Genomic DNA, 18516 nt, shown 5'->3' with positions numbered 1-18516 from the left:
CCACAATAAGTCCAACCTCCCAGCTACATAGCCTGCCGAAATGTACTGAGCTAATTACTATTTATTGGCGTACACTGAAGTACACAAAGAGCAATCCAGCTTGCTGGCTAAAACGCCCAGTATTGACTTACTCAATACCATCAGGCCAAAAAAGGCGCTCGGAAAAATGAGTAAAAACACGAGCAATAAGCAACCGTCTGCATTAGCAGATATTTTTTCACACCCTGAATTTAAGGCGGCAGCAAGTATCCACAGCCAAGTCGGAGACAGTGGTTATACACGCATTATCACGGCTTTTCTGAATGGAATAAAAGAAGAGCTAAATCGCTTAGAGTCTTTGGAAATAATGAGACAGGAAGAAAAAAGGCAGCTATTTCATAAAGTTGCTGGCGCAGCTAGCGCCGTCGGGGCTGCGAAATTAGAAGCCATCAGCCGTAGCATGGAAGCTGAGATCCTAAATCACCCCACCATCTCGACAGAGCCACTCACACTCGAAATAAAAACTACCATCGCCCTATTAGAAAAACACCTAGTAGCCGTAAGTTAAACATCAACCGTTGTATTTAGCTCAATGTAATACTCTGATTTAAGATGAGCGTTTACCCTCATTAACACACGGTAAGGGCTAGCCGGTTTGGTTATAAAATCTACCGCACCAGCTTGAAATGCCTGGGCCTCAAACACAATGCCATCATAGCCAGTTAGAAATATGACAGGTACAGCTGCCGTCTCAGAATTGCTCTTTATTTGCTTGCACACATCAAAACCAGACTGGTCAGGCAAGTCCACATCCAAGAGAACCAGATCAATATTCTGTGAAAGAAGCGCGTCCAAGCCCTCTTGGGCCGTCGTCGCTTTTATCAAATCGCAACCATGCTCAAGCATGACACAAAGTGTTTCTAGCGACGCGGGCTCGTCGTCTACAATTAATATTTTGGCTTTTTGTTCAGTCAAAATAACCTTCCATGATCAAAGATGCCGCAGGAGAAAACTCCATAATAATAGTAAGACGAACAATCAAGAAGGACCACCTTTAACAGGCAGGCGACCATACTCTGTATGCCGATAATACTCTAAAATTTTATTCATGGGCATTGCCTCAGAATACAGCCATCCCTGACCCAAAGAACACCCCCTATCCTGAAGAAAATGGACATGCGCTTCAGTTTCGACCCCTTCACAGATAATATCCACATCGAGATTATGCAGTAATTGAATCAAACCCGTGAGAATTTTCGCGTCCTGAGAATTATCATCGCCAAGTGATTGTAAAAAAATTCGATCAATCTTAACAGTAGAAAAATCATACTGCTTGAGTGCATAGATTGAAGAATTATCTTTACCAAAGCTATCAAGAGTTAACTTTATTCCCAATGTAGTAAGTCGAGTAATATTCTGACTAATCACCGTGTCAGTATCAAGAATAAGGGGTTCAGTTATCTCAATAGAGACTCTACTGCAAAATTCAGCGCCCTTATTACCAAATAACATCTCTACATCAGAGATAAACTCTTCAGCACGGAGCTGTATGGCTGATAAATTCATAGAGACAGCCGCGGGCTTCTTCATTCGAGTTAATATCTGGCAAAATTGATAAACCTGTCTGGCCACACCCCGACCTAGCTCGATCATTAGCTTATCATTTTCAATAAGCGGCAGGTATTCAACCGGTAACTGAACATCCCCTCCCTCACGCTCCCACCTAGAAAGGGCCTCAAATGCAATGATATCGCCAGTAAGCAAGTTGTGTACGGGTTGGAAATAGGTTTTTATATCACGAGCGGTTAAAGCCTTGGCGATCTCCTTGATTCGCTCCTCTTTTAGGCTAGCCAACTTGTAAACTTGCTCATCAAAAAAGCAGCACCTATTTCGGCCTGCATTCTTTGATTGATACATTGCATTATCGGCAGCCTGAACTAACCGTTCCGCCACCACGGCATCCTCAGGGTAACGCGCTATACCAATACTAGAGGTGCACTGATAACTGATTTCCTTTAGTTTAAAGGGTGCTGACAACGTCGCGATCAACTTTTCGCCAATGATAGAAAGAGTCTCGGTAGAAAATATTCCCCGCATAATAATGACGAACTCATCCCCTCCAAGTCGAGCAATAAAATCAGCACTTTTTAAATTTTTCTTTAGCCTCTGACCAACATGCACAAGCAGTTCATCACCATAATCGTGACCATACTTATCATTTAAGGCTTTAAATTTATCAAGATCGATAAAAATCAATGACAAGCCTTCGCCACTTCGCTGACATTGCTTAAATTCACTGTCAAAATGATTGTTAAAGGCAAGTCGATTATACAAGCCTGTTAAAGGGTCAATTTCTGCATTCTGGGTTAACTTTTCCTCTAGCTTAACCTGGCGTTGAATATCCTCAACAATATTAAGAATATAGTACTCATTCTCTTGGTCTTTTTTTACCAAGACCGCACTCAAAGAAGACTGAAAAGTACCACCGTCACTGCAAAGACTAACAATCCGCCCATTCCACGAGCCCCACTCCAAAAGATGAGGAAGAATCTCTTTGGAACGCTTATGACTACTATCCCCGCCAAACAATACATCTTCATCTAGACCGATTACATCCCGCTCAGCGTATTTATATATTCTACAAAAAGCAGCGTTGGCATCCGTTACCTTGCCCGACTCATCCGATATATAAATCGCCTGCTGTGTGTGACTATAAGCTAGCCTATGGGCATTAAACTTGGCATCAAGTATGTGTTTTGCATCGACAACAAACAAAGCGAGATGGATCGTTTTAAAGCCGTCATCCTCAACGAGTTTTTTATAGGCAAAACAACGCATAAGCTCATTTTTGAAAACGATCCTGAGTTCAAGAGGCCGACTATTATCTTCATGTGTCCAATTAACAAAATCTGCCGTGCCATTTTTTAAATAACGCAGAAAGCTAACTCGCCTGATACTCGTCAAATCATGACAAATACGATCATCAATGTCGGCCTTGGCCACGTCATTGGCATAAAGAACCTGACATTTTTCATTCAAAATAAGAAAAGGGGTTGGATAGAGATTGCTATAGACCTCAGGCGAACAGACTGTCCCTACAGTAGCCATAGGAAAAATTTGACCGACATCGGTTCCCCTCGTCATAGCTCGCTATTCCGCCGCAAAGAATGTGACTAACATTCTACTTGCTAGACCAGTAGATTCATTCAAATCGTAAACGGTATGGTTTGCATACACCGGCACAAAGGAATGCGGATCTTTTTTAATAAAGGAATAATTATTGGGATAGGTCGCGCCAGGCGTACCATTTTTAACTTTATTAAAATGACTTTTTATTTTTTCATGCTCTTCTTGCTTGAATAACTTCATAAAGTTATTGCCAGAGAAGTCTTCAAGGTCAGCCAATGCAAAGCCAAAATGTTGCGTCAAAGTTGGATTAACATATTCAACATGCTGATTTTCAAAATTATATATATACGCGCAATTCAAACTACTGGTGAGAATGTAATTAATTTTGTCTTTATAAGCGCTGGTATTTCGCTCATAGAGGGTGCGTTCGGTAATATCCGTCATTGTCCCCATCACCCGTGTAGCCTGCTTAAGCTCATTGAATGACACAACAGCATCTAAGGAGATAATTGTTTCTGACTCAGAATTTGCTGCTTTAAAGACAATAGGGAGCTTAACTCGTTGATTAAGCATATCCTTCATTTGATTATCTAATCTATTACGATCATCAGGGTGAACCAAACCAATAAACGCTTCATAAGAAGGCTGAAATTCATTATCGTTAAGGCCAAACAATGAATAACTACCCTTACTCCAGGTTAATTTACGCGTCTCAAGGTCCCACATTAATGAGCCCGTCTTCCCTATTTTTTCAGCCTCCTGTAATAGGGTATTAGCTTGTATCAGCTCAGATCGCAGTGATATTAACTCGGCTTGCTGCTGCTCCTTGTCCTCATAAGCCATGCGCAGTTCTGCATACGCCGTTTGCAATTCTTCATTGGTAGACTGCAACTCTTCGTTGGTTGTTTCCAGCTCTTCGTTTGAGCTTTGCAATTCTTCATTTGAACTTTGCATCTCTTCATTAACAGCTTGCATTTCTTCATTTGAGGTTTCTAATTCCTCAATAACATTCTGCAGCTGATCACGGGTACGACTTAATAAGCGCTCTTGTTCTTTAACTACCTCGGAGCTGATATTACCTTCAAAATCTTGTAAGGCCGTTAAACCAAACGGGCGCTCAATATCACCAAAAATAACAATGAGATCACCTAGCGGTGAATTTCTTACTATTTTAGCTAAGATCAATCTTACCCAAACACTCTCACCCTTGAGTTTTACATTCTGGTAGCCCGTATCATAAAAATCTTTTCCGGCGCTAATCTCATGCAATGCCGACCTAAGCTCAACCACTAACTTTGGATGAAAGTTTTTAACAACATTATTCGTCGGCACTCCTTCGGGACGAACCAACAAGTCATTACTACCCTCGCTGAATACGATATCTTGATTGGTATTAATCAATAATGCGTTTGGTAACACCAACTCCTTTAATGCCTGAACAATTAAATTAGAATATTCAGAATCTAATTTCTTTGCGGGCAAAATAGCTTCTTTAACTGGCTCTGATGATGAGTCTACATAGTCAGGAACATTTCTATTTCGCAATGTACGCTCTGGGGGCAATGATTTACGTACCAGCACAGATTCATAGATTTTTGCACTTTTAGAAACGACCCGATACTGCTCTTGAAACACACCGATAGATTCAGACAAACCCAGCATCAATAAACCACCAGGATTGAGGGCATAGTGAAAGGTTGGCAATAATAGTCGCTGTAACTCAGTGGTAAAATAGATCATTAGATTGCGGCAGGATATTAAGTCTAAACGGAGAAATGGCGGATCTCGGTTAATATCATGCAAGGAAAAAATCACTAAAGACTTTACGGGCTTTATCAGCTCAAACATTTCATTTCTAACCGTAAAGTACTTATTCTTTATTTCCTTTGGAAGAAACTGAAGTGCGCTTTCAGGATAAACCGCGTCACGAGCCAGACTTATTGCATGCTCATCAATATCTGTGGCAAATATCTGAATTTTATAATCATTTACTTTGCTTCCCAATATATCGCTGAGAATAATAGCTAAAGTATACGGTTCCTCGCCGGTTGAGCACCCAGCAGACCAAATTCTAATGACCTTATCTTTTTTCTCTGCGAGATGCTCCCTTAACTCCCTCTTTAATATTTCATATGCTCTCGCATCGCGAAAGAAGGACGTTACGCCAATCAACATATCTGAAAATAAAAAGCTGATTTCCTCAGGGTACATTTCCAGGTGCTTTAAATAATCGTCTGCTTTAGGAATCTTTAGGGAAATCATTCGCCGCTCTATACGACGTAAAATGGTATTTTCTTTGTAAAGACTAAAATCCACCTTGGAATGTAACTTAAGTAATCGAATTATCCCGCTGTAGGTTTCCCTAGGCATGACTTTTTCGTCATCGATTGTTCTATCTCTAGGGAACATGGCGATGCTTTTTAGCTCCGCCCCTATTTGATCCGGCGATACGATGAGATCAACATTACCGGAATTGATGGCCGAATTTGGCATCCCATCAAATTTTGCGGTATTTGGGTCTTGAACAATGCCAAAGCCATTTTCAGCTTTAATCGCACGAATACCGCGACTCCCATCACTGCCCGTACCTGACAGCACAATGCCAATGGCATTGCCGCCCTTGTGGGTGGCGATTGACTCAAACAGCATATCAATTGACGGCCTGGGTGTATGACGGGCCTCAACATAACTCGTTAAAACAATCTTATTATCGCGTGATATTTCAATATTGTGGTTTGGCGGACAAATGTACAATGTATTGGCCCGAAGCGCGTCTTCATCTAATGCGGTGCATACGGGTATCGGGGCATCTTTCACCAATAGGTCAACCATCATACTGCGGTGAGACGGCGACAGGTGCTGGGCAACGATAAAACTCATGCCCGTATCAGTAGGGAGGTGGGCAATCATAATTTGGAGTGCATCAAGCCCGCCTGCACTAGCCCCAATACCAACTACAATGATCGGATCATCGCCTCCGCTCGGCACATCTGTTTTATTTACATCCACCGTATTGTCTGACATTGCCCCTTTCCCATATTTTCACTACTTATTTGACCTTGATGTTTCCTAGCCATATCCACACACTCGTCCCAATAAGCAATATCCTTTTTGACCTGCAGAGTGTCAATGCGTAAAAGAAAGATAAATGCTTGAATTGAAGTTCTTCAATTAGCCGTTTTCACACGTCAAAAACGTGAACCAGATAACAGCAATTCATTATAAATTCTTTTATTAATATTTTGGATACGAAACTAACGCTATCGTATAGGTAATTACCGAGACGCCAATGCTGGGGGAATTATGGTTTTAAAGGCTAGCGGCTCTCCAAGAGCAGCTAAGCAGGAAATAAAGAAAAGCTATCAATAATAACCTTCCTTCTATCAGAAGCAGCGCAGTCAGCTTCTGATAAAAACTATCAATTCAGCTTTACGCTAAAATCTATTCTTTAGATCTCCACTACTACAAAAAAAATTGCATGAACGGCTGATTTTCGCCAAAGAATTTCAATCTTCTTCATTGGCTTCTCGGATACGCTCCCGACGCTCAGCCTCTTCCGCCATTACAGCCTTAATCTCCAGCAATACAGAATCGACATCAGCGCTCTGACCACTATCGGCAAATTCGCCACTTAGTACAGTATCTTCGTTTAAATCACCGTCTTCATACAGCGCCCACATTTCATCTGCATAACGAGTACTTAATAGCTCGGGGGCAAACTGACCGTAATACTCCGTCATATTATTAATGTCACGCTGCAGCATACTCTGTGCGTTATTATTACCTGCGGCGTCGACTGCTTGCGGCAAATCAATTATGACGGGGCCATATTCATCCACTAAAACATTGAACTCCGATAAATCGCCGTGCACCAAACCGGCAACTAACATCAACTTGACGTATTCCATTACCACCGCATGATCCTCAACGGCCTGCTCTGCAGACATGGATACATCATTCAAACGCGGAGCCACGTCACCTTCTTCGTCGGTGACCAATTCCATCAATAACACACCATCAAAGCAGCCGAAGGGTTGCGGCACACGCACACCGGCTCTTGCTAGCCGGTACAAGGCATCGACCTCTGCATTATGCCAAGCATCTTCCTGCTGTTTACGACCAAACTTTGAGCCTTTTTCCATTGCCCGAGCTCGACGACTGTTGCGTACTTTTCGACCTTCTTGATACAACACAGCCTGCTTAAAACTACGCTGAGCGGCTTCTTTATAGACTTTAGCACAACGAATTTCATCACCGCAGCGCACAATATAAACAGCGGCTTCTTTACCACTCATCAACGGCCTAAGGACTTCATCTACAATACCGTCATTGATCAGAGGCTGTATGCGTTTAGGGGTTTTCATTTTATCCTTCACGTTATTTGGGAATAATTTTGGCAAATCACAGCCACAGCTATGGGTGTTAGGCCTCCACTGAAGATATCACCTTCAGTCGCAAGCTAGTAAATACGTTTGATAGCACAACACTTAGTCTATTTTAGTAGGTTTTTATGCCTAGACGCCAATAAATACAAGGCCTAGGCCATCATGATCTTAAGGGGTGCACTTTATGAGGCGCCAGCTTCTCACAGCTAGGCTATAGAAAGAATAAGTTAAAGGTATTTAGTCACCAGCGGATAGGCAAGAGATAGCCTGTCAAACCCAGCACAAAGCTAGTAGAGCCCAATAGGTATTATGCACTCTGATTTTCTAAAGACTCTGCCGCTTCGGCATCCTCCTCTGAAGGCGACTCATTAACAAAGGTTAAACGAGGGGTGTCATGCTGCCTCACCTGACTCGCCCCGACGAATTGCCCGCCAGATTCAATCACTAGTTCTCGCACTTTGATTTCACCACTAACTTGTCCAGTGGCAACAATTTCCAAGCGGTCCGCATCAATTTTACCGTCCAACACGCCACTGACTAACACCCGCTTGGCCTTTACATCGCCGGTAAAGTGCCCGCTAGTACTCACAATAAGGTCATGCTTAGAGGCTAAATTGCCCGTCATCACACCATCAAGATGGAAGTCATGATTCAGCTCGATGTCGCCGGTAAGTTTGGCGCCAGCTGCGACCACCGTCGTTCTGGTACTACCAGCTGCTTTCTTAGTGTTTTTGCCAGGGAATCCCATTTAATTTTCTCCTCACGTGTAAAAAGCACATCGTAGTTTTCCCAGGACCACTCCATAAAAGGGCCGGGGGCCAAACGTCGATGTAAATGCCGCACCTCATAATGCAAATGTGGCGCACTAGATAAGCCGGTATTACCGGAATAACCTATCAAGTCGCCTTGGCGCACATAATCACCACTGACAATTGCCGTTTTACTTAAATGGCCAAATATTGTTACAAAACCAAAATTATGACTTAGCTTTACCATGCGGCCAAAACCGGAGTTACTCAAGCCTGCCTGCTCAACCACCCCATCGGCAGTTGCGTATACCGGCGTACCCACAGCAGCACGTAAATCCGCCCCACCGTGTAGCGCCATCTTCCCCAACACGGGGTGATTTCTCATTCCGTATCGGCTAGTGACATACACATCAGAAAGGGGGTAACCACTAGGAATAGCGCTTAGCATGAAACGCTTTTCTGAGGCTGTTTGGCTCGCGGTGTCTAAGCGCTCATACAGCGCAATATTGGGATCAGGAGACAAACCAATCATCGCTTCAATTGATCCCAATTCATCAGTCATCACTGATAATGTCGCCACCTTGTCCTCTACAGACTGTTTAAGCTGACGTTGCTCTAGCAATAACGCACTATTTTCTTCTTTGATCGCTGTCTGAAATTGCTGCAATTCTGCAACTTCTGCGTTAAGCATACCCAAACGAGTACTCAGAAATAAAATGGCTAAGAAACCACCCAAAAAACAGGTTCCAAGAAAAATGCCAACACCGACAATATAGCGTCGCATTAGCTGAGTGACAGTATAATGCTTAGCACCGCTGTAGTTTGTAATGGTTATTCTGTAGTGATCACGCATTCTACATCTCTACTTAATCGGCTCGATTCTACACATAAAAGGTCACCCTTTAGAAAGCGAGTAATTGCTCTCGTACAAACCTCCGTGTTCAGGCATTTTTTCTTTAAGCATTTTGACATCCGAGTCTAAAAAGCCGAACCGATTATGGTATTACTGCGCAAAGGATGCAAATCGTGTAACACTTTATCAATAAGGCCCTCTATGAGAATTCAGCTCAAGAACAAATTTAGGCCAAAAAAAAGCGGCCCGAAGGCCGCTTAAACACATCTTTTACTGAGTAAAGATTAAGGCAGTAAACCACCAAGCAGGGTATCAACTAAACCTGATAACACGGCAGCCAAATCAGCGTCGCCATTTAATGCTAGCGCATCAGACAGACCTGTAGCTACATCACAAAGTGCTGCAAGAGGTGTCGCGTCTAGTGGGCAAGCGCTTTCACCGCCATCTAAAGCATTAACAAGCGGGGTTAGCAAAATATCTAGCGGCGTACCCGTTAAGCCATCATCACCAGATTGACCATCACCTGAGAGAAGCTCTTGTAATGGTGCCAACACTTCTAGCAAGGCATCAAAACCACCAGCGTTAGAACCGCCATCGCCACCATTTAATCCGCCTGTTAGCGCTTCTTGTATACCGGCCAAGAAAGTATCGCTTAAGGGGTCGAATAGCGCATCCGCTGGATTTTCAAAACCTTCACCAGGGAAATCACCAAAACCGCCACCTAAAAGACCTGCCAATGCCGCTGTTGCTGCTTCGATTTGCGAGCTCACAACCGGGCCTTGACCAGATTGATCTTCGATAAATCCAACAGGAATAACGTCAATCAACAAACCATTCAGCAAGTTTTCTAAGGTCATGCTCAATGCAGTAGATGCCGCGTCAACCTCTTGATCTTCAACCGCAACAGCTGTTGCAGTTAAATCAACAAGTGCTTGATCAAGTGTTGTTAACAAACCGCCCAATACTGGCGCGCCAGCAATTTCACCAGAAGGGTCTTGAGCAATAATTGTCGCCAAACCTTCACTAAAGGCAGCACTCAATTGTGCCAATAACACTGATGGAGTTGGTGCCTCACCGCTTCCACCACCATTAGCCAACTCTAAAACCGGTGCCAACGCTTCAGCCAACGGTGCCAAGGGCGTACCTGCTAAGGCATCCAATGGATCAGAGGAATCACCACCGTCACCACCATCACCACCGTCGTCACTGCTACCTGTACACTCTTCACCAGCCAAAGACGCCAGCGCGATAGGTAAATCCGATGCCAACTCCGTTATTGTTGCTTGGAAATTCGCAGCAGAATCGGTAAATAGTGCGGTAGGATCACTCTGCAATGTTGTTGGATCAAGATTAACCAGCAGCGAATCCAAAATATCTAATACATCAGTAACAACAAATGAGGTAACACAGCTAACCGGCCCCTCTAATGGCGTACCTGCCGCACCCGCGACGATGGGTGCCAAAACTTGTTCTGAAAGTGGTTGTTGTACAGCATCTAGCGGCCCTTCTACTTCTGAATAGCTAGAGGTCATTGGATCACTGCTACCATCATCTCCCGAGCCAGAACTACCGCCACTACTGCTACTGCCACCGCAACCCGTCAGTACCAAACCAGCACTGAGAGTTAAGGCCAAAAGGCCCTTATTTAACAACATTTTATACATACTAATTACTCCGTTATTTAGCGCTAAATTCCGCTGAAACTTCCACCCAAATCACACGTACGGCGACGTCGCCACTAGCAACTCACCCATTGATATAATGCTGCTATGCGTGCTGGGGACAGTAGAACAAAAATGAGACATAGTTTAAGTAAGGGAAAACCGAGGAGCCGCTAAAGCCAACAACAAAACGAGAACCACATCACATTTTTTAGTGTTCGACACATGAAACTGGAGCAGTATAAATCGTGAATGACACAATAACCGTGAATAAGGTCTGATTTAGAAGGTTAGAATATGCAAGAACCCAGATTGAAGTGGGATCACTCTCAGCCATTTACCATGAAGTTCAACGTTATGGCTGAGCACATTGACTTTATTGGTCATGTTAACAATGCGGTTTATGTAGCCTGGTGCCAGCAAGCTGGCTGGCAGCATTCATTGACACTCGGCCTAGGTCTAGATGAATACCGCAGTCTAGATGCCGCAATGGTAATCCGGCGCGCAAATTACGACTACATTCTTTCTGCCTATACCGATGAAGAATGCATCATGGGTACATGGCTTACCAACAACGATCACAAGCTCACCATGGAGCGACACTTTCAGTTATTGCGCCTATCCGATGGCAAAACACTGTTGCGAGGACACTGGCAATTGGTTTGCATCCGCATGAGTAATGGCAAACCCCGGCGAATGCCTGCAGAATTTGATTCAGGTTACGGCGCGGCGGTAATCCCCTCCGGCTAAAGCTCGGCATGCACAAGCTCGGAATCCGTGTAGAATAAGGCCATTCCTTTATTGATAAGAGAGCAATACGGTGACAAGTAACTACGCCGAACACCCCGCAATGTTTCGCAACAACCCATTGGGATTCATACTTGCCGTCATCCTAATTCCTGCCGCCATTGGCATTTTGATCCTGCTTTTCTGGTATTTAAAATGTAAATCAACACGCTTAGAGATTAATGAGAACGAGATTATTCTGGAGCAGGGGCTCTTGAGCAAAGAGCGCACCGAACTTAATGTCTCTGGGATTCGCACCGTAAAAATCAAACAATCATTTTTTAACCGTTTATTTGGGGTGGGCACATTGTCGGTTTACACCGCGGGCGACAGTCCTGAAATCCAAGCCCACGGCATGCCCAAACCCGAAATATTTCGCGACTTGGTAAAAGCTCGCCAGTCCGATCCTGCGTGAGAACACTGCCGTAATGAATACGCCAAATAAGCGCGACAGTCATCAAGCCAAGAAAATCGTGCTGATTTCTGCGCTACTCATGGTCTTACTAGGTATCGCGTTTTGGCTATTCCTACCCTTAGCCTCCTCATTTATTGAGCAGTATTTTAGCCCTGGGCTTGGCTTGAAAGATGCCGCTGTGGCCGCATTTTTTGTCACCGTTATTACCTTAGTTATTTTTGCTGTGGCTGCTGGCGACGGTCTGCTTGGTGAGCTGCAATTCATACTCAGCGGATTTTTAGGCTTCTTTATCGTGCTGTGGTTATTAATTGCATGGATTTTCTAAACACCCTCGTTATCACTTTTCCGCGACCGGAATCCCTCTCATGCTCGACCTAGCCGATGTCACCGCTCTATTTGGCTTTTGCGCGATTCTCGCCTATCTCTGGCGAGCCCAAGGCACCAGAGAAATTGCCTTACGCGCCACCCGCCAACATTTAAAGCTCCAACAACTGTTACTACTCGACGATCATGTTGCGCTGCGCGCAGTGTGGCTTAAACGTAATAAAAGCGGCGCCATCAGCCTCTGGCGGCGGTATATTTTTGAGTTCACGGCAACGGGACACGAAAGATATAAGGGCTGCGTAATCACCTTGGGCAACCGTATTGAAAGCATCGAGTTAGAACCACACCGCTTTCCAAACGACACGGTTCATTAACCCGATTTCCCCGCAGTGACTTTTGTAACTGCACATCAAAATAAGTGACCCCTCTCTATGCGCCACGGCACCAGCTATTCACAAAACCAAGATGTAAATTGGTCTACGCTACGCGAATTACTCCCTTATTTAATGGCCTTTCGCTCTCGCATTGGCATGGCATTGCTATGCCTGATCGCTGCCAAAATCGCCAGTGTAGGGCTGCCTTTTATATTAAAAAATATTGTCGACCAACTCGATGGAAACGATCAATCCGCCCTGCTCATTTTACCTATTGCACTCCTCATTGCTTATGGCATTGTACGTTTTGCCAACGTCTTATTTGGTGAACTTCGCGATACCATTTTTGGCCGTGTCACCGAGCGCGCCATGCGTCAGATTGGCCTAACTGTTTTTAAACACCTCCACGCACTTGACTTAGAATTTCACCTAAACCGTCGCACCGGGGGCTTATCGCGTGACATTGAGCGCGGTACAAACGGCATCAATTTTCTGTTGCGGTTTATGGTATTCAACATTGTGCCAACGTTTATTGAGATCGGCTTAGTCATCAGTATTTTAGGTTGGCAATACAGTATCTGGTTTGCCGTGATCGTGTTTGTTGCGGTGATTTGCTACGTTGGCTTTTCAGTGTTCGCTACAGAGTGGCGAACCGGCTTTATTCGCCGCGCCAACGAAGCAGAATCTCGCAGCAGCAGTCGTGCGGTAGACAGCTTGCTCAATTTTGAAACCGTTAAATACTTCGGCAACGAATACTACGAAGCCAATCGCTACGATAATGAACTCGAAAGCTGGGAGCTCGCCCGTCGTCAAAATCGCCTCAGCCTTTTTGCCCTTAACGCAGGCCAAGCCCTGATTATTGCCACCGCCATGACGGCAGCAATGGTGTTAGCGGCGAGTGAAGTGGTAGCTAAAAGCATGACGCTTGGTGACTTTGTTCTTATCAACGCGTTTATGATGCAGATCTTTGTCCCTCTCAATTTTCTCGGTTTTGTCTATCGAGAAATGAAAGGCTCTATGGCCAATATTGAAGCCATGTTTGCCCTACTTCGACAAAAAGCCACCATTACCGATATTGAAAACGCACCACAATTATTACTTGATAAAGGAAAAATTGAAGTTAAAAACCTCAGCTTTCGCTACCAAAGCGAGCGCCCTATCTTAAACAACATCAACTTCACGGTGGCCGCAAAACAGAAAGTGGCCATTGTGGGCAGCAGTGGCGCCGGTAAATCCACCTTGCTAAAGCTACTTTTTCGGTTCTACGATGCCAGTGAGGGACAGATTCTCATTGACGGGCAAGATATTAAGACCGTTAATCAATCTTCACTGCGCTGCGCATTAGGCATCGTGCCACAGGACACGGTCTTATTTAATCAATCTATTCTGGAAAACATTCGCTACGGCAGAATTGACGCCAGCGACGAGGACGTTCTCAGCGCCATACGCATGGCGCATCTCAGTGAGTTTATCGACCGCCTACCCAATGGCGTAGATACGCTGGTGGGCGAAAGAGGTTTAAAATTATCAGGCGGTGAAAAACAACGCGTCGCCATCGCTAGAGCCTTGCTTAAACAATCCCCCATTATGATTTTTGACGAAGCAACGTCCTCGCTAGACAGCGCCTCGGAACGACTGATATTAGAAGCTATTCGCGATATTGCCCAAGAGCATACTATGCTCGTGATTGCCCATCGCTTGTCGACAATTGTCGACGCGGACCACATCTTGGTACTGGAACAGGGCGAAATTGTAGAACACGGTACCCACACCGAGCTACTTAAGCTAAATGGCCAATACGCCCATCTGTGGTCATTACAACAAAGAGAGCGCGCAATAAATAGTATCTAATTAACACCTAGGCTAACACTTTACGTTATTGATGATTGCCAGCCCTTAGCGACTCTTATAACCTTAGCCACTATTACATAATAAGGATAAAATATGCAGCAGCTATCAGGCCAAGACGCCATGTTCATTCATACCGAGAGTATGGGCATTCCCCAACATATCGGCATACTCAGTATTTATGACCAATCCACCGCACCCAATGGATTAGTGCGCTTTAAACAAATTTTGCAGTTACTGGAAAACCGTTCGCACCTCTCCCCCATTTTCAACCGCCGGCTTCGCAGAGTTCCCCTTAACCTAGACCAACCCTACTGGGAAGATGTCGAACATGCAGATATTGAAACCCACGTTCATCATATAGCACTACCCAAACCCGGAGATTGGCGGCAACTGTGTATTCTTGCCTCACGAATTCATGCCCGCCCACTAGACACGAACAAACCGCTCTGGGAAATGTATGTTATCGAAGGTTTAGATAGCGTTCGTGATTTACCCAAAGGCTGCTTTGCGGTTATGAGCAAAGTCCACCACGCTGCAATGGACGGAGCCACGGGCGCACGTTTTATCCCACTGCTCCACGACCTTAGCCCCAATGTCAGCGTTGTCGACGACACTCCCACCAAAATCGTGCAGAAATATAACAACGGCCATATGTTAAGCAAAGCCCTAGCCAATAACTTAAAAAAACCTGGGCAATTCTTTAGCTTGATTGGCAGCGCCATTCCCAGCTGGCGACGGATACAGCGCGGTAAAAAGGAACAGGATTTTTCCACGCTTGAAGACAAGCAAAAAACCATCTTCCAAGGCAAGATTTCACCTTATCGAGTATGCGATGCAGTACCATTTCCTTTTGAAGATATACGCGCCATAAAAAACACAGTGGCTGGGGCCACCATCAACGATGCCATGCTTTGCATCGTATCTGGAGGCCTGCGAAAATATCTTGCAGCTAAAAACGCCTTACCTGAAAAAACCCTTGTCAGCGGCTGTCCTATTGACGTACGCAGCAACAATGAACAAAGCAGTGGCGGCAATATGGTCGGTTTTATGACGGTGTCGCTACACTCAGATATTAACGATCCCAAAGAACGCCTGAAAGCCATTCACGATGCCTCAATGAGCAGCAAAGCCTATGCCGACGCACTTGGCCCACGCATGGCGGTTGATGTCACCAATGTACTGCCCGGTGGAATGCTCTCCCTCGCCCTGCGAGCCGCATCGGCCACTGGTCTCACCGAAGCCGCCGTCATCTTTAATACCATTGTTACCAACGTGCCAGGCCCCACTCAGCAACTGTATTTCTGTGGCGCTAAAATGGTTGACGGAATGAACTTTGGACCACTACTCCCCAATGTTGGCTTATTCCAGATTGTGTATAGCTCGGTGATGGATAAAGTGGGTACCATTTCAATTTCATTTACAGCTTGTCGAAAAATGCTACCCGATCCAGAGCTATACTCGGCATGCTTACAAGCGTCTTTCGAAGAGCTAAAAGCAGCATGCCTTAACAACAAAACATAAGCCTGCAAAACACCGGCAACCCCATTTAAACGGCTAAAAGTTAAAAACCAACTTGCGGCCGTGAGCAAGGCTGAATAAGCTCAACAAAGTCTTAACCCGCCAAGCTCAGGGACAGAAGTTTACCGCCTATGAATGACAGTCACGATCTACGTCTAATTATTGAATCGCGAATTCCAATTATCATCATAGAAACATGGGAAGAAAAACGGGCTTTAACACTATTAGCTAAGCTCGGCATTCAATTGGGACTGCCGGTCTTTGCCTGGTCAATCACTGACGGTCTACGCCGCAGCGATTATGAGCAAGACGCCAACAATCCCCTCACCGCCGAACCCGAGGCTGCGCTTAAACATATTCGCAGTGGCAGTCTGGCGGGTATTTACGCCCTTTGCGACCTCCACCCTTTTCTTGGCGATGAGCCCCGCATTGTACGACTTATAAAAGATATCGCTCAAAATGCCGAGGACACCGGCCAATGCTTAATACTCATCAGCCACGCCATAGACATCCCTAGTGAATTCAAACGTCACAGCGCACGCTTTAGCTTGTCCATGCCACAAGATCACAAGCTTCGCGCCGCTGTTTATAAAGAAGCGCAAGATTTCAGCAACGCTAAAGGCCGTAAAGTTAAAACGGATCGAGACGCCCTTAATAAACTGGTGAACAATCTTCGTGGCCTACCGATAGAAGACGCACGCAAACTAGCTCGTGGCGCCATCTTTCAAGACGGTGCCATCACCCACTCGGACATCAGCGCCGTCAACAAAGCCAAATTTGAATTACTAGACATGGATGGCGTATTGAGTTTTGAATACGACACCACCAACTTCGGCCAAGTCGGCGGCCTGTCCAAACTTAAAAGCTGGTTAAGCAAGCGCGAACAAGCCTTTAACCATCACGGCGAAGATTCACCCAAAGGCATTATGCTTGTGGGTGTGCAGGGCGGTGGTAAAAGTCTAGCCGCTAAAGCCGTGGCCGGTTTATGGGGTTTGCCACTATTAAAAATGGACATGGGCGCGCTCTACAATAAATTCTTTGGCGAATCAGAACGCAATGTCCGCGAGGCATTAGCGCTGGCAGAAACCATGTCGCCCTGTGTATTGTGGATAGATGAAATTGAAAAAGGAATAGGCAGCGATGCCCACGACGGAGGCACCTCGCGACGTATTTTAGCGACTTTATTAACCTGGATGGCAGAGCATAAACACGCCGTCTTTATCGTCGCTACCGCCAACGACATTCAACGCCTACCACCTGAACTGATACGCAAAGGCCGGCTCGATGAAATCTTCTTTGTTGACCTGCCCTCAGAAAACGTCCGCCAAGATATTTTTTCTATTCACCTTAAAAAGCGCAACTATGAACTCAAAAACTTCCGCTGCGCCGAGCTCAGCAGTGCCAGCGACGGCTTCACTGGTGCAGAAATAGAACAAGCCATTGTAGCGGCACGCTATTCCGCCAATGCCCGCAATGAGCAATTAACGACAGCGCACATCCTGCATGAGATCAGTAATACCGTGCCCTTATCCATTACCATGAGCGAAGATATTAATGCGCTAAGGCACTGGTGTCAGAGTCGAGCGGTGGCGAGTGATTAATTTCTATCACCTAAACCCATACTAAACCACCTATAAACTACTTTTATCTTTTACTGATTTCATCTCTTGGGTATTTAAGATCGTTAATTTCCTCTTGAACATAAGGAAATGAGCTATAAAAGAAAAAGGTTAAGCCAACAATTAAAAGTATACCAGTAATATTAATTTTCTTGCTTTGAATTACCAATACATCCCTGTAAATAACAACCAACAATAATGCAAGAGAAAAAAATAATAGCAAGCTCATATAAAGCAAAATTTTAGCAATTTCAATAGAAGAAAAAAATTCACTTTCGTTGAAAAAAAACCAAAAGCTTGATACTAGAAGTGAAATATATACAAATAACGAAAACGCTATAATCCTTGTAATTACTTTAATATTGTATTTTTTCCGCCCCATTAATTCATCAACATCTTCGAATAACAGTATCAACCACTTAAATAAGTATAACCCACTACTCATAGCCGTAAACGCATATCGTTTTGAAATCATCGAAAAAACCTTTATCAAAATTCTATCCCAGCCCCTAGGACATAAAACAAACTTTCCTTTACAAAAAAATTAGAACCCAGACGCGGTATAATCTAAACCAAGTGTATCTAGCCTAAAAAAGCTTCTAAAAGACGACCATTCAATAGACCCGCCAAACTCATAACTAGCAACTGCCTAAACATTAAAACCAAACTTCCCCTTATGCTCAGGGTCAAAAGCCGAGGAAAAATTGAAAAGATCAAAATTAAAACCACTTTCATTGGCTGTATAATCACCAACACTCCGATTATAATAGAACTCCTGACACCTGAAACAACACCAATCGGACCCCAGACTAAAGACCCAACAGTCAAACCTGCGCTAACATTCACAGCAGCCCATTCTAGTGAAGTAACTTA

16 protein-coding genes are annotated in these 18516 nt (G+C 44.6%); 8 read left to right on the top strand and 8 right to left on the bottom strand.

What is annotated here, in order from left to right:
* Positions 1–166: 166 nt before the first annotated feature.
* Complete coding sequence (locus AELLOGFF_RS01980) at positions 167–547, top strand: Hpt domain-containing protein (RefSeq protein WP_159267094.1); 381 nt, start codon at positions 167–169, stop codon at positions 545–547.
* Here the strand turns inward: AELLOGFF_RS01980 and AELLOGFF_RS01975 are convergent.
* The 7 genes from AELLOGFF_RS01975 to AELLOGFF_RS01945 all read right to left on the bottom strand — a co-directional run bounded on the left by AELLOGFF_RS01975 (position 544) and on the right by AELLOGFF_RS01945 (position 10759).
* A complete protein-coding gene (locus AELLOGFF_RS01975) occupies positions 544–954 on the bottom strand; it encodes a response regulator (protein ID WP_159267093.1) in 411 nt (136 codons plus the stop codon). The two genes, AELLOGFF_RS01980 and AELLOGFF_RS01975, sit on opposite strands and share 4 nt — an antisense overlap.
* A gap of 63 nt (positions 955–1017) precedes the next feature.
* Complete coding sequence (locus tag AELLOGFF_RS01970; protein WP_159267092.1) at positions 1018–3123, bottom strand: putative bifunctional diguanylate cyclase/phosphodiesterase; 2106 nt, start codon at positions 3121–3123, stop codon at positions 1018–1020.
* Between the two features lie 6 nt (positions 3124–3129).
* On the bottom strand, positions 3130–6132 hold the full coding sequence (locus AELLOGFF_RS01965; RefSeq protein ID WP_159267091.1) for a chemotaxis protein CheB: 3003 nt from the start codon (positions 6130–6132) through the stop codon (positions 3130–3132).
* Between the two features lie 482 nt (positions 6133–6614).
* Positions 6615–7472: a PA4780 family RIO1-like protein kinase gene (locus AELLOGFF_RS01960; protein ID WP_159267090.1), complete on the bottom strand. Its 858-nt coding sequence runs from the start codon at positions 7470–7472 to the stop codon at positions 6615–6617.
* A 328-nt stretch (positions 7473–7800) separates the two neighbouring features.
* On the bottom strand, positions 7801–8187 hold the full coding sequence (locus tag AELLOGFF_RS01955; RefSeq protein WP_159267089.1) for a bactofilin family protein: 387 nt from the start codon (positions 8185–8187) through the stop codon (positions 7801–7803).
* A complete protein-coding gene (locus AELLOGFF_RS01950) occupies positions 8145–9095 on the bottom strand; it encodes a M23 family metallopeptidase (RefSeq protein ID WP_159267088.1) in 951 nt (316 codons plus the stop codon). The genes AELLOGFF_RS01955 and AELLOGFF_RS01950 overlap by 43 nt, the downstream gene beginning before the upstream one ends.
* Before the next feature lie 284 nt (positions 9096–9379).
* The gene (locus AELLOGFF_RS01945) at positions 9380–10759 is read right to left on the bottom strand and encodes a hypothetical protein (protein WP_159267087.1); all 1380 of its coding nucleotides are present in this window, start codon (positions 10757–10759) and stop codon (positions 9380–9382) included.
* Positions 10760–11053: 294 nt separating this feature from the next.
* Here AELLOGFF_RS01945 and AELLOGFF_RS01940 point away from each other — a divergent pair, with 294 nt between their 5' ends.
* The 7 genes from AELLOGFF_RS01940 (at position 11054) to AELLOGFF_RS01910 (ending at position 17625) form a co-directional block, all read left to right on the top strand.
* Positions 11054–11506: an acyl-CoA thioesterase gene (locus AELLOGFF_RS01940; RefSeq protein ID WP_235035534.1), complete on the top strand. Its 453-nt coding sequence runs from the start codon at positions 11054–11056 to the stop codon at positions 11504–11506.
* 70 nt (positions 11507–11576) lie between these two features.
* Complete coding sequence (locus tag AELLOGFF_RS01935; RefSeq protein ID WP_235035535.1) at positions 11577–11957, top strand: PH domain-containing protein; 381 nt, start codon at positions 11577–11579, stop codon at positions 11955–11957.
* A gap of 13 nt (positions 11958–11970) precedes the next feature.
* Positions 11971–12282 (top strand): hypothetical protein, encoded by a 312-nt coding sequence (locus AELLOGFF_RS01930; protein ID WP_159267086.1) that lies wholly within the window; start codon positions 11971–11973, stop codon positions 12280–12282.
* A gap of 40 nt (positions 12283–12322) precedes the next feature.
* Complete coding sequence (locus AELLOGFF_RS01925; protein ID WP_159267085.1) at positions 12323–12655, top strand: DUF3301 domain-containing protein; 333 nt, start codon at positions 12323–12325, stop codon at positions 12653–12655.
* Between the two features lie 57 nt (positions 12656–12712).
* On the top strand, positions 12713–14506 hold the full coding sequence (locus AELLOGFF_RS01920) for an ABCB family ABC transporter ATP-binding protein/permease (protein ID WP_159267084.1): 1794 nt from the start codon (positions 12713–12715) through the stop codon (positions 14504–14506).
* 93 nt (positions 14507–14599) lie between these two features.
* Positions 14600–16027, top strand: coding sequence for a WS/DGAT/MGAT family O-acyltransferase (locus tag AELLOGFF_RS01915; protein WP_159267083.1), 1428 nt, complete (start codon positions 14600–14602; stop codon positions 16025–16027).
* Positions 16028–16155: 128 nt separating this feature from the next.
* Positions 16156–17625, top strand: a complete 1470-nt coding sequence (locus AELLOGFF_RS01910; protein WP_159267082.1) for an AAA family ATPase — start codon at positions 16156–16158, stop codon at positions 17623–17625.
* A 43-nt stretch (positions 17626–17668) separates the two neighbouring features.
* Here AELLOGFF_RS01910 and AELLOGFF_RS01905 read toward each other — a convergent pair whose 3' ends face one another.
* Positions 17669–18118: a hypothetical protein gene (locus tag AELLOGFF_RS01905; protein ID WP_159267081.1), complete on the bottom strand. Its 450-nt coding sequence runs from the start codon at positions 18116–18118 to the stop codon at positions 17669–17671.
* Positions 18119–18516: the final 398 nt, after the last annotated feature.

Source organism: Zhongshania aliphaticivorans, assembly GCF_902705875.1.
GTDB classification, from domain to species: Bacteria; Pseudomonadota; Gammaproteobacteria; order Pseudomonadales; family Spongiibacteraceae; genus Spongiibacter; species Spongiibacter aliphaticivorans_A.
Note: the sequence above shows the minus strand (reverse complement) of the source record. Positions and strands in the feature narration are given on the sequence as shown.

What these genes read in the sequence shown, in the direction of transcription:
- AELLOGFF_RS01980 (WP_159267094.1), top strand. Translation starts at nt 167, where the DNA reads ATGAGTAAAAACACGAGCAATAAGCAACCGTCTGCATTAGCAGATATT.
- AELLOGFF_RS01970 (WP_159267092.1), bottom strand. Translation starts at nt 3,123, where the DNA reads ATGACGAGGGGAACCGATGTCGGTCAAATTTTTCCTATGGCTACTGTA.
- AELLOGFF_RS01965 (WP_159267091.1), bottom strand. Translation starts at nt 6,132, where the DNA reads ATGTCAGACAATACGGTGGATGTAAATAAAACAGATGTGCCGAGCGGA.
- AELLOGFF_RS01960 (WP_159267090.1), bottom strand. Translation starts at nt 7,472, where the DNA reads ATGAAAACCCCTAAACGCATACAGCCTCTGATCAATGACGGTATTGTA.
- AELLOGFF_RS01950 (WP_159267088.1), bottom strand. Translation starts at nt 9,095, where the DNA reads ATGCGTGATCACTACAGAATAACCATTACAAACTACAGCGGTGCTAAG.
- AELLOGFF_RS01945 (WP_159267087.1), bottom strand. Translation starts at nt 10,759, where the DNA reads ATGTATAAAATGTTGTTAAATAAGGGCCTTTTGGCCTTAACTCTCAGT.
- AELLOGFF_RS01940 (WP_235035534.1), top strand. Translation starts at nt 11,054, where the DNA reads ATGCAAGAACCCAGATTGAAGTGGGATCACTCTCAGCCATTTACCATG.
- AELLOGFF_RS01930 (WP_159267086.1), top strand. Translation starts at nt 11,971, where the DNA reads ATGAATACGCCAAATAAGCGCGACAGTCATCAAGCCAAGAAAATCGTG.
- AELLOGFF_RS01925 (WP_159267085.1), top strand. Translation starts at nt 12,323, where the DNA reads ATGCTCGACCTAGCCGATGTCACCGCTCTATTTGGCTTTTGCGCGATT.
- AELLOGFF_RS01920 (WP_159267084.1), top strand. Translation starts at nt 12,713, where the DNA reads ATGCGCCACGGCACCAGCTATTCACAAAACCAAGATGTAAATTGGTCT.
- AELLOGFF_RS01915 (WP_159267083.1), top strand. Translation starts at nt 14,600, where the DNA reads ATGCAGCAGCTATCAGGCCAAGACGCCATGTTCATTCATACCGAGAGT.
- AELLOGFF_RS01910 (WP_159267082.1), top strand. Translation starts at nt 16,156, where the DNA reads ATGAATGACAGTCACGATCTACGTCTAATTATTGAATCGCGAATTCCA.
- AELLOGFF_RS01905 (WP_159267081.1), bottom strand. Translation starts at nt 18,118, where the DNA reads ATGATTTCAAAACGATATGCGTTTACGGCTATGAGTAGTGGGTTATAC.